Annotated in this window: 14 protein-coding genes; 2 read left to right on the top strand and 12 right to left on the bottom strand. The window is 73.1% G+C overall.

The features are described 5' to 3' along the window. Nucleotides 1-316: 316 nt before the first annotated feature. Nucleotides 317-1324, bottom strand: coding sequence for a stage II sporulation protein M (locus ACZ4NT_RS35715; protein ID WP_121402566.1), 1008 nt, complete (start codon nt 1322-1324; stop codon nt 317-319). A gap of 119 nt (nt 1325-1443) precedes the next feature. Here ACZ4NT_RS35715 and ACZ4NT_RS35720 point away from each other — a divergent pair, with 119 nt between their 5' ends. Next, nucleotides 1444-2526 carry an RDD family protein gene (locus ACZ4NT_RS35720; protein WP_467729387.1) on the top strand — a complete coding sequence of 361 codons (1083 nt, stop codon included), beginning with the start codon at nt 1444-1446 and terminating at the stop codon, nt 2524-2526. Nucleotides 2527-2588: 62 nt separating this feature from the next. Here the strand turns inward: ACZ4NT_RS35720 and ACZ4NT_RS35725 are convergent, their stop codons facing one another. The 9 genes from ACZ4NT_RS35725 to ACZ4NT_RS35765 form a co-directional block, all read right to left on the bottom strand. Continuing rightward, entirely contained in the window at nt 2589-3203 is a 615-nt protein-coding gene (locus ACZ4NT_RS35725) for a hypothetical protein (RefSeq protein ID WP_467729388.1), read from the bottom strand. Between the two features lie 130 nt (nt 3204-3333). Beyond that, entirely contained in the window at nt 3334-4791 is a 1458-nt protein-coding gene (gene ahcY / locus ACZ4NT_RS35730; protein WP_121402563.1) for an adenosylhomocysteinase, read from the bottom strand. Nucleotides 4792-5231: 440 nt separating this feature from the next. Next, nucleotides 5232-6209 (bottom strand): cation diffusion facilitator family transporter, encoded by a 978-nt coding sequence (locus tag ACZ4NT_RS35735; RefSeq protein ID WP_121402562.1) that lies wholly within the window; start codon nt 6207-6209, stop codon nt 5232-5234. A gap of 117 nt (nt 6210-6326) precedes the next feature. Further along, nucleotides 6327-7478 carry a mannose-6-phosphate isomerase, class I gene (manA, locus tag ACZ4NT_RS35740; protein ID WP_121402561.1) on the bottom strand — a complete coding sequence of 384 codons (1152 nt, stop codon included), beginning with the start codon at nt 7476-7478 and terminating at the stop codon, nt 6327-6329. A gap of 114 nt (nt 7479-7592) precedes the next feature. Further along, on the bottom strand, nt 7593-8717 hold the full coding sequence (locus tag ACZ4NT_RS35745; RefSeq protein ID WP_121402560.1) for an SIS domain-containing protein: 1125 nt from the start codon (nt 8715-8717) through the stop codon (nt 7593-7595). A gap of 28 nt (nt 8718-8745) precedes the next feature. Continuing rightward, nucleotides 8746-8916, bottom strand: a complete 171-nt coding sequence (locus ACZ4NT_RS35750; RefSeq protein ID WP_121402559.1) for a Trm112 family protein — start codon at nt 8914-8916, stop codon at nt 8746-8748. A gap of 413 nt (nt 8917-9329) precedes the next feature. Then, nucleotides 9330-10691 carry a phosphomannomutase/phosphoglucomutase gene (locus tag ACZ4NT_RS35755; protein WP_121402558.1) on the bottom strand — a complete coding sequence of 454 codons (1362 nt, stop codon included), beginning with the start codon at nt 10689-10691 and terminating at the stop codon, nt 9330-9332. Nucleotides 10692-10794: 103 nt separating this feature from the next. Further along, complete coding sequence (locus ACZ4NT_RS35760; protein WP_467729392.1) at nt 10795-12411, bottom strand: L-lactate permease; 1617 nt, start codon at nt 12409-12411, stop codon at nt 10795-10797. Between the two features lie 157 nt (nt 12412-12568). Next, entirely contained in the window at nt 12569-12943 is a 375-nt protein-coding gene (locus ACZ4NT_RS35765) for a DUF3499 domain-containing protein (RefSeq protein WP_183116827.1), read from the bottom strand. Nucleotides 12944-13272: 329 nt separating this feature from the next. On the opposite strand from ACZ4NT_RS35765, the gene ACZ4NT_RS35770 reads away from it, so the two are divergent. Further along, the gene (locus tag ACZ4NT_RS35770; RefSeq protein WP_121402556.1) at nt 13273-13722 is read left to right on the top strand and encodes a metallopeptidase family protein; all 450 of its coding nucleotides are present in this window, start codon (nt 13273-13275) and stop codon (nt 13720-13722) included. Between the two features lie 23 nt (nt 13723-13745). Here the strand turns inward: ACZ4NT_RS35770 and ACZ4NT_RS35775 are convergent, their stop codons facing one another. Both ACZ4NT_RS35775 and ACZ4NT_RS35780 read right to left on the bottom strand, forming a co-directional pair. Continuing rightward, nucleotides 13746-15245 carry a DUF5719 family protein gene (locus ACZ4NT_RS35775; protein ID WP_121402555.1) on the bottom strand — a complete coding sequence of 500 codons (1500 nt, stop codon included), beginning with the start codon at nt 15243-15245 and terminating at the stop codon, nt 13746-13748. Beyond that, nucleotides 15242-18922 carry a glycosyltransferase family 2 protein gene (locus ACZ4NT_RS35780; RefSeq protein ID WP_467729395.1) on the bottom strand — a complete coding sequence of 1227 codons (3681 nt, stop codon included), beginning with the start codon at nt 18920-18922 and terminating at the stop codon, nt 15242-15244. The genes ACZ4NT_RS35775 and ACZ4NT_RS35780 overlap by 4 nt, the downstream gene beginning before the upstream one ends. Nucleotides 18923-19080: the final 158 nt, after the last annotated feature.

The following is a 19080-nucleotide window of genomic DNA, read 5'->3' on the forward strand; positions in this document are numbered from 1 at the left end:
TGCGTTTCCGACTCTATCAGACCGTTTCCGGTTCCGATTTCCTCGGTGCTTTCCAGGTTCCCGCTCTCGCGTTTCCCTTTCCGGCGGTTCCGACTTTATCAGAAGTTTTGGGCCGGACTTACCGGCGACCTTTTCTGAATCATCGGGAGTGGCTTCCCGGAAATCGATTGTCTCCGGAAGCAGCTAGAAACTAGCCGTCGCCACTGGACTTGTCCAGTTCTAGGCAACTGTTCGAATCTACCTCCCCATCAGCCCTGTGTCAACAGGTCCCCTGGGGCGAAGAGGAGACTAGCAGCTCAGCGGGGGTGAACGCACATCAGGCCGCGGTCGGCACGGTGGCGCTGCGCTCGGCGGCCTCGACGTCACCCGTCTCACCGGAACGGGCCGCCCGACCACCCAGGACATAGACGTACGCGAGGAATGCCAGTTCAGCGACGATGCCGATGCCTATTCGGGCCCAGGTGGGCAGACCCGAGGGCGTGACGAAGCCTTCGATGGCGCCGGAGACGAAGAGGACGAGGGCCAGCCCTATGGCCATGCCCAGGGCGGCCCTTCCCTCCTCGGCGAGGGCGATCCGGCGGGACCGGGGGCCCGGGTCGATCAGGGTCCAGCCGAGGCGCAGCCCCGTGCCGGCGGCGACGAAGACGGCGGTCAGCTCCAGCAGGCCGTGCGGAAGGATCAGTCCGAGGAAGGTGTCGAAGCGTCCGGCCGACGACATCAGCCCGATGCCCACGCCGAGGTTGAGCATGTTCTGGAAGAGGATCCAGATGACGGGGAGCCCGAGGAAGACGCCCAGGACCAGGCACATCGCGGCCGCCTGGGCGTTGTTCGTCCAGACCTGGGCGGCGAAGGACGCCGCCGGATGGCTGGAGTAGTACGTCTCGTACTCTCCACCGGGGCGAGTGAGCCGGCGCAGTTCTTCGGGGGCCGCGATCGAGGCCTGCACCTCGGGGTGCGTACCGATCCACCAGCCGAGGAGGGCCGCGACCAGCGTGGAGAGCAGGGCCGTGGGGACCCACCAGTGGCGCGAGCGGTAGACCGCGGCGGGGAACCCGTACGTGAGGAAGCGCGTCACGTCGCGCCACGAGGCACGGCGGGTTCCCGTCACCGCACTGCGCGCGCGGGCCACGAGCCTGCTCAGGCGTCCGGTCAGCTGGGGGTCGGGGGCGCTGGACTGGATCAGGGAGAGGTGGGTGGCGGTGCGTTGGTAGAGGGCGACGAGCTCGTCGGCCTCGGCGCCGTTGAGTCGGCGCTGACGGCTCAGCAGGGCTTCGAGGCGGTCCCACTCGGCACGGTGGGTGGACACGAAGACGTCGAGGTCCATCGGTTCTGCTGCTCCTCGTCCTCTCGTACTGCGTGTGAGCTTGTCGTACTGCGGCACGATGCGCCCTCAGCTTGGCAGACTGGCGGTTCTCGGGGCAGGTCAGGGGAAGGACGGCGATCGTGAGTGAGCTAGTGACGGGCGAGGCGGTGGCGCTGGAGCTGCGTCCCGCAAAGCTGCCGAGCCGGGCGCTGGCGGTGTTGCTCGATCTGGTCGTGGCCATGGTCGTCTACATCCTGGTGACCATCGTCCTGGCGATATCCACCGCGGGCCTGGACGAGGCGGCGCGGATCGCCGTGTCGATCGCCTCGTTCCTGCTGGTGCTGGTGGGCGGGCCGATCGCGGTGGAGACGCTCAGTCACGGGCGCTCGCTCGGCAAGCTCGCGTGCGGGCTGCGGGTGGTGCGGGACGACGGAGGGCCGATCCGGTTCAGGCATGCGCTGGTACGGGGTGCGGTGGGCATCGTCGAGATCCTGATGACGTTCGGGATCGTGGCGTGCATCGCCTCGCTCGTGTCGGAGCGGGGGCGGCGGCTCGGTGACGTGTTCGCGGGCACGCTGGTCGTGCGGGAGCGGGTGCCGACCGGGCGGGCGGCCTTCGTTCCGCCGCCGCCGCCCTGGCTGGTGGGGCGGTTCTCGGAGCTGGACCTCTCCGCCGTGCCCGACGGCTTGTGGCTCGCGATCCGCCAGTACCTGACGCGGATGCAGCAGCTGGACCCGCAGGTCGGCGGGGCCATGGCGCAGCGGCTCGCCGGAGATCTGGCGCAGTGCACGGGCACGCCTCCCCCGCACGGGGTGTGGCCTGCCGCCTATCTGGCGGCGGTGGTTCAGGAGCGGCAGGCGCGGGAGGTCCGCCGCACGGGTGGTGCGCGCGGTGGCATGCCCGGGGGGCCGGGGTGGGGCAGCGGGCCGTTCCCGCCGGCGGTCGGCGCCATGGCGATGCCGGGCGCGGGCGGTACCCCGGCGACGCCGCCGGCGGCCGTGCCCACCGGGCAGCCGTGGCAGTCCGTACCCGCGGCCGACCGGTCGGGGCAGCCCGTCGCACCTGCCGCAGGGCCGTCGGGCCGGCCCGCGCCCCCGGCACAGGCGTGGGGGCCGGCCGTCCCCGTCGCGGAGCCGTCCGGGCGGTCCGTGTCGGATGCGCCCCCCGGCCGCCCGGGCCAGGAGGCCGAGCAGCCCGCGACCGGGTTCGCTCCGCCCGCCTGAGCGTCGCCGCGCTCCCTCTCCGTACCGCCGTCGTTTCCGTACCGCCGTCGTTCCTCGCCGCGTCAGGCGAAGGTCGACGGCGGTGTCTCCAGGTGCTCCAGCTCGATGCCGGGTGCGGCCAGGACCACGTCGCCCGCGAGGTGAACGGTGCTCTGTTCGCCGGTGTCCAGGGCTGTGACCTGGTAGGTGTCCACGGTCAGCGGGCCGTTGTCGGTGCCGTGTGTTTCTCTCGAGATCAAGGCCCAGGACTGGTCGAGGGTGCGCGGGGCGAGCACCGGGTCGGTGAAGGCGACGAGGCGTACGCGGGTCGCGGAGAAATCGGGGGTGAGGCGCAGCAGCCGGGCGGTGGCGACGAGGAACGCCGGGGAGGTGCCGGTGAAGGCGTGGGCGCGGACATTGCCTTCGGTGGCCTCGGTTCCGGTGGGGTCGGTGCGGACCCAGGTGACGCCGTCGAGCGCCGCACCGCGGACCTGCCAGCTCGCGGCGTGCAGTTCGAGGCGGATGGGGCGGCCGAGCTCGTCGAGGGCGAGGTCGACGGAGCCGGCGTGGTCGCCGGAGGGGGTGGTGAGCTGGGAGACGTAGCGCCAGCCCGAGGGGCCGGGCGCGCAGTGGAAGTGTTCTTCGGCGAGGGGGGTGTGATCGTGCGGATCGTGGAGCGAATAGCGGCCGCGGGGCATGGGGGTCCTGGATCCTCCGGGAACGGTCCGGCAACGGGCAGGCCCCCGGCACCGGGGTGCGGGGGCCTGCCTGGGACCTGCTGCGGGTCGGCGCGTCAGTGCACGGACGCGCTCGACTGCCGAGGGGTGCTCAGTAGCGGTAGTGGTCCGACTTGAACGGGCCGTCGACCTCGACACCGATGTACGCGGCCTGCTCGGGGCGGAGCTTGGTGAGCTTCACGCCGAGCGCGTCGAGGTGGAGACGGGCGACCTTCTCGTCGAGGTGCTTGGGCAGCACGTAGACGTCGGTCGGGTACTCGTCGGGCTTGGTGAACAGCTCGATCTGGGCCAGCGTCTGGTCCGCGAAGGAGTTGGACATCACGAACGACGGGTGGCCGGTCGCGTTGCCCAGGTTCAGCAGGCGGCCCTCGGAGAGGACGATGATCACCTTGCCGTCGGGGAAGGTCCAGGTGTGGACCTGCGGCTTGACCTCGTCCTTGACGATGCCGGGGATCTTGGCGAGACCGGCCATGTCGATCTCGTTGTCGAAGTGGCCGATGTTGCCCACGATCGCCTGGTGCTTCATCTTGGCCATGTCCGCGGCCATGATGATGTCCTTGTTGCCCGTGGTCGTCACGAAGATGTCGGCCTGCTCGACGACGTCGTCCAGGGTCGCGACCTGGTAGCCGTCCATCGCCGCCTGCAGCGCGCAGATCGGGTCGATCTCGGTGATGATCACGCGGGCGCCCTGGCCGCGCAGGGACTCCGCGCAGCCCTTGCCCACGTCGCCGTAGCCGCAGACGACGGCGGTCTTGCCGCCGATGAGGACGTCGGTGGCGCGGTTGATGCCGTCGATCAGGGAGTGGCGGCAGCCGTACTTGTTGTCGAACTTCGACTTGGTCACGGCATCGTTCACGTTGATCGCCGGGAACAGCAGGGTGCCGTCGCGGTGCATCTCGTACAGGCGGTGGACGCCGGTCGTGGTCTCCTCGGTCACGCCGCGGATCTCCGAGGCGAGCTGGGTCCACTTCTGCGAGCCGTCGGTGATGGTGCGGTGCAGCAGTTCGAGGACGGCGCGGTGCTCCTCGGACTCGGCGGTCTCGACCGAGGGGACCTTGCCGGCCTTCTCGTACTCGACGCCCTTGTGGACCAGGAGGGTGGCGTCGCCACCGTCGTCCAGGATCATGTTCGGGCCGCCGGTGGGGGTGTTCGGCCAGGTCAGCGCCTGCTCCGTGCACCACCAGTACTCCTCCAGGGTCTCGCCCTTCCAGGCGAAGACCGGGACACCCTGCGGGTTGTCGGGCGTGCCGTTCGGGCCGACCGCGATGGCGGCGGCCGCGTGGTCCTGGGTGGAGAAGATGTTGCAGGAGGCCCAGCGGACCTCGGCGCCCAGGGCGACGAGGGTCTCGATGAGGACGGCGGTCTGCACCGTCATGTGCAGGGAGCCGGTGACGCGGGCGCCCGCCAGGGGCTGCGCCTGCGCGTATTCCTTGCGGATCGACATCAGGCCGGGCATCTCGTGCTCGGCGAGGGTGATCTCCTTGCGGCCGAACGCGGCCAGGGAGAGATCGGCGACCTTGAAGTCCTGTCGGCTGTCGACAGTGGTCATAAGGAGCTGCTCCTCGGGATTGGGGCGAGGTGGGTACGGCTGGTCTGCGCGGCGTCGGGCACACGCCTGCCCGAGTGGGTCACGGGCATGCCTCGGTCCGCGCAGCGCAGTCCGTCGGAGGCCCTCTCTCCCTCGGCCGGCCCTCGCAGGGGCCGCCCGACCGCCATCAGCAGCGACGTCTGGCTCAGTCACCAAGCTACACCGGTGGGCCCGGCGGCCCCAGTCCGCCTCCCGGGCACATCGGTGCCGGCCGCTGCCCGCGGCGGACCCGGTGGGTCGGCCGGCGTCCCGTTCACCGGCCCGTCGTAGGGACGCGGACGGGGCCCGCCCGGGGTTCGGGCGGGCCCCGTCGGCAGTGTGCGCACCGGGAGCGGCGTAGTGCTGCCCGGCAGGCTCCCGCCGGGCGGTGATGCCCGGCGGGCGTTCGTCGGGTGGTGGGCTCAGTGCTCGGTGACCTGCGGCGGGCCCCCGGGCGTCGCCTCGCGGTCGGCGCCCTTGGCGGCCTCGGTCTCGCTGTAGATGTCCGGCTCCAGGTAGATGACGCGGGCGATCGGGACGGCCTCGCGGATGCGGGCCTCGGCGGCGTTGATCGCGGAGGCCACCTCGGCGGCCGTGTCGTCGTGCTGGACCGCGATCTTGGCGGCGACCAGCAGTTCCTCCGGGCCGAGGTGGAGCGTGCGCATGTGGATGATGCCGGTGACCGTGTGGCCGTCGACGGTGGCCGTCTCGATCTTCTTGACCGTGTCCAGGCCCGCGGCCTCGCCGAGCAGCAGGGACTTGGTCTCGGCGGCGAGCACGAGCGCGATCAGGATGAGCAGGACGCCGATGCAGAGGGTGCCGATGCCGTCCCAGACGCCGTCGCCGGTGGCCAGGGCGATGCCCACACCGCCGAGTGCCAGGACCAGCCCGACCAGGGCGCCGAAGTCCTCCAGCAGGACGACGGGCAGCTCGGGGGCCTTGGCGTGGCGGATGAACTCCTTCCACGAGTCCTTGCCGCGCAGCGGGTTGGACTCCTTGATGGCCGTGCGGAAGGAGAAGCTCTCGGCGATGATCGCGAACACCAGGACGCCCACCGGCCAGTACCAGTGCTCGATCGCGTGCGGGTGCTTGATCTTCTCGTAACCCTCGTAGAGGGCGAACATGCCGCCGACCGAGAAGAGGACGATCGAGACGAGGAAGGCGTAGATGTAGCGCTCGCGTCCGTAGCCGAACGGGTGCTGGGGGGTCGCCTCGCGCTGGGCCTTCTTGCCGCCGACCAGGAGCAGCGCCTGGTTGCCGGAGTCGGCGAGCGAGTGCACGGACTCGGCGAGCATCGAGGACGAACCGCTGAAGAGGAACGCCACGAACTTCGATGCCGCGATCGCGAGATTGGCGCCGAGTGCCGCCACGATCGCCTTGGTGCCGCCTGACGCGCTCATGTGTCCGGGGTGTCCCTTCGCCCTCTGCCAGTCACCGGGCCTTTGCCCGCCCTTTGCGATGGGCCATTGTTGCAGCCCGCTGCGACTAGTGCCCGTCCGCCCGTCGCGCGAACGCGATCAGGCCACCACGGTGGCGCGGAAGACCGTGCCGGGTCCGGATACTTCGGCTTTTTCACCCGCGGGTACGAAGACGGACCCGCCCGGGGAGAGGGTGACTGCGCCCGCCCGCACGGAACCGGCCGTGCACAGCAGGATCTGCGGGGTCGGACGGGTGAGGTCGTGCGGGGCGGTGCTCTGCGGCAGCACGTACCGCGAGAGGCGGAACTCGTCGATGGGCGTCTCGTAGACCTCCTCGCCGTCCGGGGCCGCCTCCGGGCGCAGCACACCGGGGTCGCTCGCCTCGAAGCGGACGATGCGCAGGAGTTCGGGGACGTCGACGTGCTTGGGGGTGAGGCCGCAGCGCAGGACGTTGTCCGAGTTGGCCATGATCTCGACGCCGAGTCCGTCGAGGTAGGCGTGCGGGACGCCGGCGCCGAGGAACAGGGCCTCGCCGGGCTGCAGCCGGACGTGGTTGAGGAGCATCGCGGCGATGACACCGGGGTCGCCGGGGTAGTGGTGGGCGATGGCCGCGTAAGGGGTGTAGGCGTCGCCCAGGCGGTCGCAGGCGGCGGCGGTCTCGGCGACGGTGTGGGCCATCTCCTCGCGGTCGGCGGTGAGCACGGCCGTCAGGACCTCGCGCAGCGCGGCCTCTTCGGGGTGCGCGTGCAGGAGGTCGACGTACGGCTTGAGGGAGTCGACGTCGAGGCCGGCCAGCAGCTCGGCGGTCGCCTCGGGGGCCCGGAACCCGCACAGGCCGTCGAACTCCGTGAGCGCGCAGATCAGTTCGGGCTTGTGGTTGGCGTCCTTGTAGTTGCGGTGGCCCGCGTCGATCGGGATGCCGCGGGTCTCCTCGTCCTCGAAGCCCGCCCGCGCCTGCGCGAGGTCGGGGTGCACCTGGAGGGAGAGGGGGGCGCCGGCGGCGAGGAGCTTCAGCAGGAACGGCAGCCGGGGACCGAACTTCGCGACGGCGGCCGCACCCAGTTCCTTCTCGGGGGCCGCCTCGACGACCTCGTTCAGCGGGCCGCGCGGAGTGCCCGAGGGGGCGCCCGGGTGGGCGCCCATCCACATCTCCGCCTGGGGCTCCCCGGTCGGCTCCACGCCGAGCAGCCGCGGGATGGCGGTGGTCGAACCCCAGGCGTAGGGGCGGACGGTGTTGTCGAGGCGGTCCATCGCGTGTCTTCTCCGTACGTGCGCTGCTCGGCGGCGCCGGCCGTCAGTCGCGGGTGTCTGTGCGGCGGTGGGGCGGGCGCGGTCGCTCGCCGGAGGAATCCGGCCCGCTCAAGGTCAGGCCCTCGAAACGAGCGCGAGGTAAACGGCGGCGAAATCCGTGATGGCGATCAGTTCGGCGAGGGTCTCCAGCTCGGGGCCCTCCTCCGGTTCGAGCTCGCTGATCGCGGTGTCGTGACCGAGGGCCAGCTCGCGCGCGGCGGGGGCCGCGCTGAGGCCGCCGAGGGGACGGTCGCGGAGCAGCACCACGCGTGCGTGCAGGGCCTGTTGCTCCTCGACCCGGTCGCGGAAGAAGTCGTCGGGGTCGGCGCCGGCGGCCAGCGCGCCGGACAGCAGGACACTGTGCGCGGCGAGTGCCTCGGGGAGTTCGGCGGTGAGCACGGGGCGCCCGGCGAGCTCGGCGAGCGCGGCGGCGAAGCGACGGCCGGCGGGGCCCGCGGAGGTGCCCTCGGTCCAGATCACCGGGAGGGCCTCGGCGAGTTCGGCGGCGAGGGTCTTGGCGGGATTGCTGTAGGTCGCGATGGCCGGACCGCAGCGTTCGGCGACGCGGTCGAGGCGGTCGGCGACCTTCTGCAGGGCGTCGGGCGGGGCCGTGAGCAGCCCGGCCCGGTCGAGGATGGCGAGCAGCGGGGTGAGCAGCGCCCACAGCACGCCGGGGGCGGAGGCGGCGGGTTCGTCGCTCTCGTACGGGGCGGTCGCCATCGGTACGAACAGGCCGTGCACTCCGGCGACGGCCTCGGCCAGCGGGCTCTCGGCGGGGGCCACGGCGACGACGGTGCTGCCTCGGCGGTAGGCCTGTTCGATCAGGAGTCCGAGGCCCGGTTCGCTGCCGTCGGGCGTGGCGACCAGGAGGAGGTCGACGGGGCCGGCCCAGCCGGGCAGTTCCCAGCGCAGGGCGCCGGCGGCGGGGGCCACTCCCGTGGGGTGCAGGCGCGTGACGGGGCAGCCGGCGCCGGCGAGGGTGCCGAGCAGGTCGGCGACGCCCGCGGACCCGGTGCCGGGGCCCGCGATCAGGACGGCGCGCGGGCGGCCGTCGGGCTTCAGCTCGGTGACACCGGCCTCGGCGGCGAGCCGGACGGCGGTGCGGACCCGGGCGCCCGCCTCGGCGGCACCGCGGAGCCAGCCCCGGCGGTCCGCCTCGGTCAGCGCCTCGGGTGTGTCGAGCAGCGATTCGTCGAGCATGGGCGGCAGCCTCCGATCGCCGTCGTCGTCAGGCGGGGCGGCGGGCCTCGTCGACGAGGAGTACGGGGATGCCGTCCCGGACGGGGTAGGCGAGGCCGCAGTCCTGTCCGGTGCAGACCAGCTCGCTCTCCTGCTCCGTGAGCGGGGCGTGGCAGGCCGGGCAGGCGAGGATCTCCAGGAGGCCGGCTTCGAGCGGCATGGGATGTCCTTCCGAACAGGTGGATGCGGCCTGGTCAGGGTACCGCCGCGGACGGCGGGGTGCCGGGCCCGGGAGGCACGTGGCTCGTGGCTCGTGGCGGACCTCGTACCGGACGAGGGGGCACCGGGCCGAGGCGGGGACCGGGTCCGGGCGGGGGACGGGGTGGGCGGAGCCGTGAGGCGTACGAGGCCCGCGGCCCGCTCCGGGTCCCGGACGACCGGCGCCTCGGACGAGAGCCGCGGCCCAACGGACGCGCGGCCCCCGGCCGGGAGGCCGCACGCCCCGCAGTACACCCCCGAATCAACGGACCCCGGATGATCGGAGGTCCGGACCATCGGAGCCCCGGCACCCGGCACTCCGGGCGGGAACCGCGCACGCCGCAGGACGCCGCCGGCCCCGTGCCGGCCGGCGGATCAGCCTCTGATGATCTGCAGGACCTCGTCCCGCACCCGTGCCATCGTCGCCTCGTCGCGTGCCTCCGCGTTCAGGCGCAGGAGCGGCTCCGTGTTGGACGGGCGGACGTTGAACCACCAGTCCTCGGCCGTGACGGTCAGGCCGTCGAGCTCGTCGAGGGTGACGCCCTCGCGGCTCTCGTACGCCGTCCTGATCGCGGCGACCCGGGCCGTCTGGTCGTCGACCGTGGAGTTGATCTCGCCGGACCCGGCGTAGCGGTCGTACTGGGCGACGAGGGCGGAGAGCGGACCGTCCTGCCCGCCGAGCGCGGCGAGGACGTGCAGCGCGGCCAGCATGCCCGTGTCCGCGTTCCAGAAGTCGCGGAAGTAGTAGTGCGCGGAGTGCTCGCCGCCGAAGATCGCGCCGGTCTTCGCCATCTGCTCCTTGATGAAGGAGTGGCCGACACGGGTGCGGACGGGCTTGCCGCCATTCTCCCGGACGACCTCCGGCACCGACCACGAGGTGATCAGGTTGTGGATGACCGTGCCGCCGTCGTGCTTGGCCAGCTCGCGGGCGGCGACCAGGGCGGTGATCGCGGACGGTGACACGGGGTCGCCCCGCTCGTCGACGACGAAGCAGCGGTCGGCGTCGCCGTCGAAGGCGATGCCGAGGTCGGCGCCCTCCTCGCGGACGCGCTTCTGCAGGTCGACGAGGTTCTTCGGGTCGAGGGGGTTGGCCTCGTGGTTCGGGAACGTGCCGTCCAGCTCGAAGTACATCGGGACCAGGTCCAGCGGCAGCCCGGCGAAGACGGTGGGCACGGTGTGCCCGCCCATGCCGTTGCCGGCGTCGACGACGACCTTCAGCGGACGGATGGAGGTCAGGTCGACGAGGCCGCGGAGGTGCGCCGCGTAGTCCCGCAGCGTGTCGCGCCGGCCGATCGTCCCCGTGGTGGCGTCGGAGGCCGGGGCGCCGGAGTCGGCCCAGGTCTGCACGAGTTCACGGATCTCGCCGAGACCCGTGTCCTGGCCGACGGGGGCCGCGCCCGCCCGGCACATCTTGATGCCGTTGTACTGGGCGGGGTTGTGCGACGCCGTGAACATGGCGCCGGGCAGGCCGAGGGCGCCCGAGGCGTAGTAGAGCTGGTCGGTCGAGCACAGGCCGATCTCGGTGACGTCGACGCCGAGCGCGGCGGCACCGCGCGCGAAGGCACGGGAGAGGCCGGGCGACGAGGGCCTCATGTCGTGGCCGGTCACGATCGCGTCCGCACCGGTCACCCGGACGAAGGCCGCCCCGAACAACTCGGCCAGCGTCTCGTCCCACTGGTCCGGGACCACTCCGCGGACGTCGTACGCCTTCACGATCTGCGACAGATCAGCAGCCACGGCCAACCTTCCTGGAATTCGAGCAGTGGCCCCCAAACTACCCGCACGGACCGACCACCAGCGGCGAAGGGGCCGACCGGACGCGTGCCCGGCGCCCCGAGGCTCAGGGCAGCATCCAGCCCAGGACCGCCGAGCTCTGGCCGACCACGATCAGGCACATGACCAGGAGCAGTCCGAGGCTCCAGGGCAGCACCTTGCGGAGCAGGTCCCCCTCGCGCCCCGCGAGCCCGACCGCCGCGCAGGCGATGGTGAGGTTCTGCGGCGAGATCATCTTGCCGAGGACCCCGCCGGAGCTGTTGGCGGCGGCGAGCAGTTCGGGTGAGAGTCCGGACTCCCTTGCCGCGCTCACCTGGAGGGCGCCGAAGAGGGCGTTGGCGGAGGTGTCGGAGCCGGACACGGCGACCCCGAACCAGCCCAGGACCGGGGAGAGGAACGCCAGTCCGGCGCCGGCCGCCGCGACGAAGTGCCCGATGGTGGCGGCCTGTCCGGAGAGGTTCATGACGTAGGCGAGGGCCAGGACGGACGTCACGGTGAGGACGGCGAACCTCAACTCGTGCACGGTGGACGCCCATTCCCCGGCGGCGTCGCGCGCCCGCACGCCGAGGACGGCGGCCGTGCACAGCCCGGCGAGCAGGACGAGGGTGCCGCCGGTCGACACCAGCGGGAGCGTGAAGACGTTGCCGCCCACCGGTTCGCCGTCCGGGGCGACGACGTCCAGGAACGGCCAGTCGAAGACCCGGGTGGCCCCGGCGAGCCATTCCTTGACCGCGGGGACCTGCGCGATCGAGAAGATCGCCACGATGAGGGCGTACGGGGCGTAGGCGCGGACCACTTCGGAGCGCGGGTCGTCCTCGTCCAGGTCCTGGCTGCGCGTTCCGGTCAGGACGGCGGCGCGTACGGGCTCGGCGGCGGGCCTGCGCGACTGCGGGACCGCGACGAGAGCCGCTGCCCCGGCCAACGCGGCCCCGATGTCGGCGAGTTGCGCGGAGAGGAAATTGGAGGCGGCGAACTGGGCCGCCGCGAAGGCGCATCCGCAGGCGAGGGCGGCCACCCAGGTCTCGCGCAGCCCGCGCCTGCCGTCGACGAGGAAGACCAGTACGAGGGGCACGACAAGGGCCAGCAGCGGCGTCTGGCGGCCCACCACGGAGGCCACGGAGTCCAGGGGCAGACCGGTGACTTGGGCGAGCGTGACGACCGGAGTGCCCATGGCGCCGAAGGCGACCGGCGCGGTGTTGGCGACGAGGGCGACGACGGCTGCGCGCACCGGGTCGAAACCGAGCGCGACGAGCATCACCGAGCAGATCGCGACGGGTGCGCCGAAACCGGCGAGCGCCTCCAGGAGGGCACCGAAGCAGAACGCGACGACGAGTGCCTGGATGCGCGGGTCGTCGGAGAGCCGGCCGAAGGAGCGGCGCAGGATGTCGAAGTGCCGGGTGCGGACCGTCATCCGGTACACCCAGAGGGCGTTGACCACGATCCACAGGATGGGGAAGAGGCCGAAGAGGGCGCCCTGGGCCGCGCCGGACAGCGCCTGGCCGACCGGCATGCCGTAGGCGAGGCAGGCGACGAGGGCGGCCGCCAGGAGCCCGATCGCGCCGGCGTGGTGCGCCTTCATGCGGACGCCGCCGAGCAGGACCAGGACGACGACGAGGGGCAGGGCCGCGACGAGCGCGGACAGGCCGAGCGAGTTGGCGACGGGTTCCAGTTCCTGGACGTACACGGGCGCCTCCCCGGATTCCGGGATGCGGAAAGTGATGCCTCACGGATTCCGGAATGGTCGTGTCCGCGACAACGTCACGTCAATGGGTGTGCGCCGCTCGGTGGGACACGTACGGGAAGGTCCGGCCCGGGAGCCGCGAAGACCGGCTCGTGGGGCCTCAGTTGTCCGGGGAGCGCAGCACCCGGAGATGGCCGCGGCGGCCGACCTCCATCGGGTCCGCCGACCGCGCGCCGCCACCGGCCTCCGCCGTGCGCTGCTGCGGACGGGCCGCCTCGCGTACCGCGTTGGCGAGCGCCTCGAGGTCGTCGCCGCTGGGGCGGGAGGGGGCCGAACCGTCGGACAGCCGCACGACTTCCCAGCCGCGGGGCGCGGTGAGGCGTGCCGAGTGCTCGGCGCACAGGTCGTAGCAGTGGGGTTCGGCGTAGGTGGCGAGGGGGCCGAGGACCGCGGTCGAGTCGGCGTAGACGTACGTCAGCGTCGCGACGGCGGGACGGCCGCAGGCGGTGCGCGAACAGCGACGTACAGGGCTCACGATGTTGGACGGTACCGCACTCTTGAGCGGGCCGCGACGACTCTCCCCCAGGTCACCCCACCGTGTCGTGTTGTGAGACGGCTCACTTCGATCTCCGAACACCCGTCACTGACCTGGGAGTACACGCTTCGGGGAGACACGGGCGCGATCCGGATCCGGTCACCTCCCGGTGCAAACCAGGTCAATTGTCATGAGGCCGACGGTCGCGGAGGGATACGGAATCGAGCCCAAGCTTGGCCGGAATGGTCATCCGGCGACATGCCGCGTCGTCTTCGGAACGGGCGTGGAGCCCGGCACGCGGCTTCCGCGGGGACTACGCTTCGTCAGTGATGGACAACCCCGTACCGCCCCGCGCCACCGCCCCCGGGCCCCGCCGCCGCGACCGCCACGGCAGGGGCATGCGCGGCCCCGTCGCGCCGCCCCAGGTGCCGCTCGCCGCGAGCCGCGCCGAGGTGTTCGCGGACCTGGTGCAGGACTCGGTGGAACGCCTGGAGAGGCGCTGGCCGCAGCTCGCCGAGATCGACTTCCTGGTCCTGGAGGTGCCGCGCCTCGACGCGCCCGGCGAGAACTGGAACGACGAGGCGGTGCCCCTGGGCGGCACGATCGCGGCCCGCGACGGCCGCCGCCCGCGCGTGGTCGTCTACCGCCGGCCGGTGGAGATCCGCACCAAGGGCCGCGACGAGCGCGCGGCCCTGGTCCACGAGGTCGTCGTGGAACAGGTGGCGGAGATCCTCGGCCTGACACCGGAGACGGTGGACCCCCGGTACGGCGAGGACTGACCGCCCCGCCGCCCGCCCCGGGGTCACCGCTGCTGCAGTACCGACAGATCCTGCTCGGCCCGGGGCACGGCGACCGTGCCGCGGTCGTCCGGAAGCGTCTGCACGGTGAAGGCCGACACCCCCTCGACCTCGGACTGCAGCATCCGGGAGGCGTAGACGGACCCCCCGGAGAGGGGCTCCACCGTCAGCGCGTACGTGCCCTTGAGACCGCTCGGGACGGGGGCGGCCACGTTCTGCGTGGAGCCGCCCTTGATCGTGAACGTCTTCGTCACCGCCGAGCCGCCCTCGCTGCCCGCGGACGCGGTCACCCTGACCTTGGCGGTGCGGCCCGGCGCGGTCAGCGCGAGCGTGCTGCCCTTGGAGCGGTTGTCGGCGACCGTCGCGCGCGCGGCGATCGGGGCGGTGGCGGGGATGAACGCCGTCTCCTGCTCGTCGCCCTTGCCGCGCACCACCCGCAGCGCGGCGACCACCGGCACCGAGCCGTCACTGGGCGTCAGCACCAGGGAGCCCGCCTCCCCGCGGGTGACGTCCCCGAGGTCGACGGCGGCGGTCATCCCGGCCTTGACGTGCAGGGTCTCGTGTCCGGCGGGGGTGATCGGGCCGGACGGCGAGGCGAGCCGCACCTTCAGGTCGGCGTCGGTGTCACCGGGGGTGAAGGCGATCAGACGCACCGACGTGGCGTCCTTGGGGATGCCCGGCAGGACGAGACCGGCGGCCGGGTCGGTGGCGGCCGGCAGCCAGTCGCCGCCGAGCCTGTCGTCCAGGGCCTGGACGGCCGCGGCGACCCGGCCGCTGCGGACGGTCACGTGCACGGTCAGGTTGGTCTGCGGCTTGTCGGTGAGCGTGGACAGCAGGATCGGTTCGCTGGCGTGCGGCTGAACCGTGATGCCCTCCCCCACCGTGGACTTGAGGGCGCCGTCCTTGCCGTACAGCTCGATGTCGGCCACCGCGGCCGAGTCGTCCGGGTTGGTCAGGTGCACGTAGTCGGTGCGGTCGTCGGCCGTGCTGGCTCCCGGGAACCAGAACTCGGTGTCCGCGGCCGTGCAGTTGGCGCCGAGCAGACCGCGTCCGGTGCCCGCGGCGACCTCGGTGGTCTCCTGGACGGTCCAGCCCGGAGCGAACCTGCCGTCGGCGCTGCCGACGAGGGCGGGTGCGTCGGCACCGGAGGACTCGCCGGTGACCGGCTTGCCGGGCTCCTTCGGCGACAGGACCGGCTTGTCCTCCCGCTTCTTCTTCTCCTTGCCGGACTCGGCGTCGCCGTCCGACTCCCCGGCGGCCGACCGGAGTTCGGCCCGGCCGCGGCTGCCGGTGCCCTTGGAGACGGGGGTGAAGGACGTGTACGCGGTCTCGGCCAGGTCGGAGGTGCTGGGCTGCGGGCAGAGCAGGCTGGTGCGCTCGACGGGCAGCCGGGCGGCCGATGTCGCGTCGCCGCCCGAGGCGTCGGGCGCGCCGAGCGCGGCGAAACCGGTGACGGCTGCGAGCGCGGTGGTGCCCGCGATCAGGGACAGGGTGGTGCGGTTCACTGCTGGCTCCCGTCGGGGCGCTCACTGTCGGTGCCGCGGGGCGGCTGCGGCGGCATCGGCGGCTGCGCGGGGTCGTACGCCTCGTCGTAGCCCTGGTGGTACGTCTGGTCGTACGCCGTCGAGCCCCCGTAGGCGTACGGGTCGTACTGGCCGCCCTGGTAGGGGTCGGCCTGGTACGGCTGCTCGTACGTGCCCGCCGGGTACTGCTGCGGGGCGCCCTGGTAGTGCTCGCCGCCGTATGTGCCGTACTCCGCGTTCGCGTAGGTCGACGCGTCCCACTCGTCGTAGGACTGCTGCTGCGGGACGGCGGCCGGGACCTCCTGCGGAGCCGTGGCGGGAGCCGGGATCACGGGGCCGTCCTGGTCGGCCTGCTCCGCCTCGGCCTCCGCCTGGGCGCGCAGCCGTCGGGCGCGGCGACCCTCGCCCGCCACCTCCTGGGCGGGGACGGCGACCTCCTCCTCGGGGAGGTCGTCGTCGACGTCACGGCGGCGGCCGGGCAGCGCGAGGACCACGAGGACGACGGCCAGCGCGCCCTGGGTCCACAGCCACGCGGTATGCGTCACCGGTGCTTCGAAGGTGACGTCCAGCCTGCCGCCGCCGGCGGGCAGCTCGAAGCCCTGCGCCCAGCCGTCGACGGTGGTGGACTTGAGCGGCCGGCCGTCGAGAGTGGCCGTCCAGCCCTCGTCGGCCGTGTCCGCGAGGCGCAGGACGCGGCCGGCCGCACCGGCGGGGAGGGTCGCGTGCACGTCGACGGGACCGGCGGCGACGGCCTGCGGCTCGCCGGATGCGGGGACGACGGCGGCACGCGAGACCTGGCGGTCCACGCGCCACAGGGCGCTGCCGTCCTGCTGGCTGAGCCTGCTCAGGCCGGGCGTCGCGTCCAGGACGCGGCTGACCTCGCGGGGCGCGCCCTTGCGGACGAGGACGTAGCGCACGGCGAAGCCGCCGAGCTGGTCGGCCTGGTCGGCGCCGGAGCCGGCCACCAGGTTGGCGACGACCTTGCCGAGCGCCGTGTTCTCGCCGCCGGCGGCGGCGAGTTCGGCGTCACCGAGGCGGGCACCGGAGCCGCGCACCAGGCTGTAGCCCACGCGTGCGGCGGAGTCGCTGTCGAGGACGAGGGTGCGGGCCTGGTCGCGGGTGCCGCTCTCCTCGGCGACGAACGCCGGCACCTGCACCGGGTCGCGTCGCTCCACGGGTCCGTCGGCGCCGCGGATCATCCAGCCCGCGGCGACGAGCAGCGGGCCGGCCACGGCGGTGAACGCGATGAGCGCGGCCACCGGCTGGCGCCAGCCGAAGCTCTGCTCGGCCACGCGGGCGCGTGCCCCGTCGGCGCCGATCACGGCGGCGCCGAGGAGGGCGATGCCGTACACGAGGGTGGCGGGGCCGGCCCAGGCCGAGCGGTTGGACAGGACGGCGAAGACCAGGGCGACCAGGGCGACCGCCCAGGCCGCACGGGCCGCCCGCTGCCGGTCGGCGCGCAGCAGGGCGGCCAGCGCGGCGAGGACGATGCCGATCAGCATCAGTCCGCTGACGGTGCCGGGGCCGCCCGGGCCGGCGCCGAGCAGGTCGAGCGCGGAGGCGGCGCCGGCGCCGTACTCCAGACCGGCCTCCCGGAAGAAGCCGAACGGAAGCAGTGTCAGCGACCAGGGGGCGAGGACGAGGAGAGGGGTGCCGAGCTGGGCCAGGAAGCGCGGTCCGTAGGCGGTGATCTCGCCGCGCCGCACGACGAGGAGGACGAGGCCGAGGACGAGCGCGATCGGCCACACGATCGGGGTGAAGGCGGTCGTGAAGGTCAGCAGCAGTGCGTACGCCCAGGTGGCGCGCCAGCTGCCGCGCCCGCCGGAGGGGTGGGCGAGGCCGCTCGCCGCGATGCCCGCGCGCGCGATGAGCGGCAGCAGGATCGCGAGGACGGCGGTGCCGATGCGGCCGCCGGCGAGCGCGCCGGTGGCGGCGGGCAGGAAGGCGTAGGCGACGGAGGCCCAGGCGCGCAGCAGCCGCGACTCCACGAGGGGCCGCGAGGCGAAGTACGCGGCGAATCCGGCCAGCGGCACGGAGCAGACGAGGAGCACGGTGACCGCGAGCCCGGTGGAGCCGAGCAGCACGCTCGCGAGCATGGCGACCAGGGCGAGATAGGGCGGCGCGGACTGTGTGCCCCCGGTGCCCACCGTGTGCCAGCCGTCCAGGTAGCGCGACCACAGTCCGGAGGAGTCGGCGGGCGCGGGAAGCAGTGCGCCGCCCGCCAGCGCGCCACCGCCGAACAGTTCGCGGCAGGCGATGAGCGAGACGAACAGCAGGACGACGAAGAGCATCGGGCCGGGCTTGCGCGCAGCCCGCTTGAGCCGGGCGAACTGTTCGACCTCCAGGAAGTCGGCGTCGTCGCCGCCGGGTCCGGACTCGACCGCGCCGCCGTGCCGTCCGGCCCCGGTGGTGACCTCGGGGTCGGAGCGGCCGACGAGGCTGCCGGCGGCCTGCTCGACGGTGGCCCGTACGGTGGCGCCGGGCGGCGGGAACAGCGCCCGCAGCTCGCCCTTGTCGATCTGCGGAGCGCCCCGCCTGCGGCGGCCCGCGATGATCCGCTCGGGGCGCAGCAGGGTGCCGAGGAGGCCGCGGATCTCGTCGAGGGCCTGGCCGGGAACCTTGCCCACCAGATACGCCACGGTGCGCACCAGGGTGCCGAGCACGAGCCGGAACAGGATCCAGGGCAGCTGTGCCGTCCGCGCGTTGACGAGCAGGGTGTAGGCGGCGCCCGCCTTGTCGACCTTGTGCGGGGACGCGGAGGTGCGGCCCACGCAGTCGACGGTGCGGCGCTCGCGGGAGGCGGCCTCCGCGTGCCGGACGACGGCCTCGGGGGCGACCAGGACGCGGTGCCCGGCGGCCTGGGCACGCCAGCACAGGTCGACGTCGTCCCGCATCAGGGGGAGGCGGCGGTCGAATCCGCCGAGCTCCTCGAAGACGTCACGCCGGATCAGCATGCCGGCGGTGGAGACGGAGAGGACCGGACGGACGTGGTCGTGCTGCCCCTGGTCCTGCTCACGCCGGTCCAGGCCGGTCCAGCGGCGGCCGGAGTGGGCGATGGTGACGCCGACCTCCAGGAGCTGCCTGCGGTCGTACCAGCCGCGGAGCTTGGGGCCGACGACGGCCACGTCCCGGCCGAACTCCCGCTCGTTCTCCACGACCTGGAGGAGCTGGGCGAGGGCGTCGGGCTCGGGGGCGCTGTCGTCGTGCAGAAGCCAGAGCCACTGCTGCGGTTCGCCGTGCGGCAGTTCGGGCAGGTCGTAGGCGTCGTCGCGCCAGGTGCGGCTGACGGGGTCCCAGCCGCTGGGGCGCTTCAGATAGGGCAGGTCGTCCGGGGTGAGCACACCGGCGGTCCGGGAGGCCTCCTCGACGGCCTGGCCGAAGCCGGTGCGCCGGGCGAGGTGCAGGACCCGGTCGGCGCCGAGCGCGTCGGTGAGGAGCTGGGCGGAGTCGTCCGCGCTGCCGGTGTCGGCCGCCACCGCGTTCTGCACGGGGCGCTCCTGGCCGAGCAGCCCGGCGAGGGCCTCGGGCAGCCAGCGGGCGCCGTCGTGGGAGACGAGCACCGCGGTCACCACGTGACGCGGGAACTCGGGCGGGCGGGCCGGGTCGAACGGCGCGGTGGCAGCGTCGTACTGGCCTGCCGAGTGACTGTGCACGGACATCGAGGTACGGGCCCCGGTTCGGTGGACTGCGGTGGACGTCTGTGTCCGGCGGGGACAGCGGGACGTCTCGGACGAGGGCCCACACTAACGGCTGAGCAACACGGCGGCCCGCCGCCTGTGGACAACCCACGTGCGACGGGCCGGTCGTGACGCTTCTG

This window comes from Streptomyces sp. NPDC026417, from assembly GCF_055567695.1.

Bases quoted from the DNA above. Each gene is read 5' to 3' on its own strand.
- manA (WP_121402561.1), bottom strand. From the start codon at position 7,478: ATGGACCGCCTCGACAACACCGTCCGCCCCTACGCCTGGGGTTCGACC.
- ACZ4NT_RS35750 (WP_121402559.1), bottom strand. From the start codon at position 8,916: ATGCCGCTCGAAGCCGGCCTCCTGGAGATCCTCGCCTGCCCGGCCTGC.
- ACZ4NT_RS35725 (WP_467729388.1), bottom strand. From the start codon at position 3,203: ATGCCCCGCGGCCGCTATTCGCTCCACGATCCGCACGATCACACCCCC.
- ACZ4NT_RS35735 (WP_121402562.1), bottom strand. From the start codon at position 6,209: ATGAGCGCGTCAGGCGGCACCAAGGCGATCGTGGCGGCACTCGGCGCC.
- ACZ4NT_RS35745 (WP_121402560.1), bottom strand. From the start codon at position 8,717: ATGCTCGACGAATCGCTGCTCGACACACCCGAGGCGCTGACCGAGGCG.
- ACZ4NT_RS35780 (WP_467729395.1), bottom strand. From the start codon at position 18,922: ATGTCCGTGCACAGTCACTCGGCAGGCCAGTACGACGCTGCCACCGCG.
- ACZ4NT_RS35715 (WP_121402566.1), bottom strand. From the start codon at position 1,324: ATGGACCTCGACGTCTTCGTGTCCACCCACCGTGCCGAGTGGGACCGC.
- ACZ4NT_RS35770 (WP_121402556.1), top strand. From the start codon at position 13,273: ATGGACAACCCCGTACCGCCCCGCGCCACCGCCCCCGGGCCCCGCCGC.
- ahcY (WP_121402563.1), bottom strand. From the start codon at position 4,791: ATGACCACTGTCGACAGCCGACAGGACTTCAAGGTCGCCGATCTCTCC.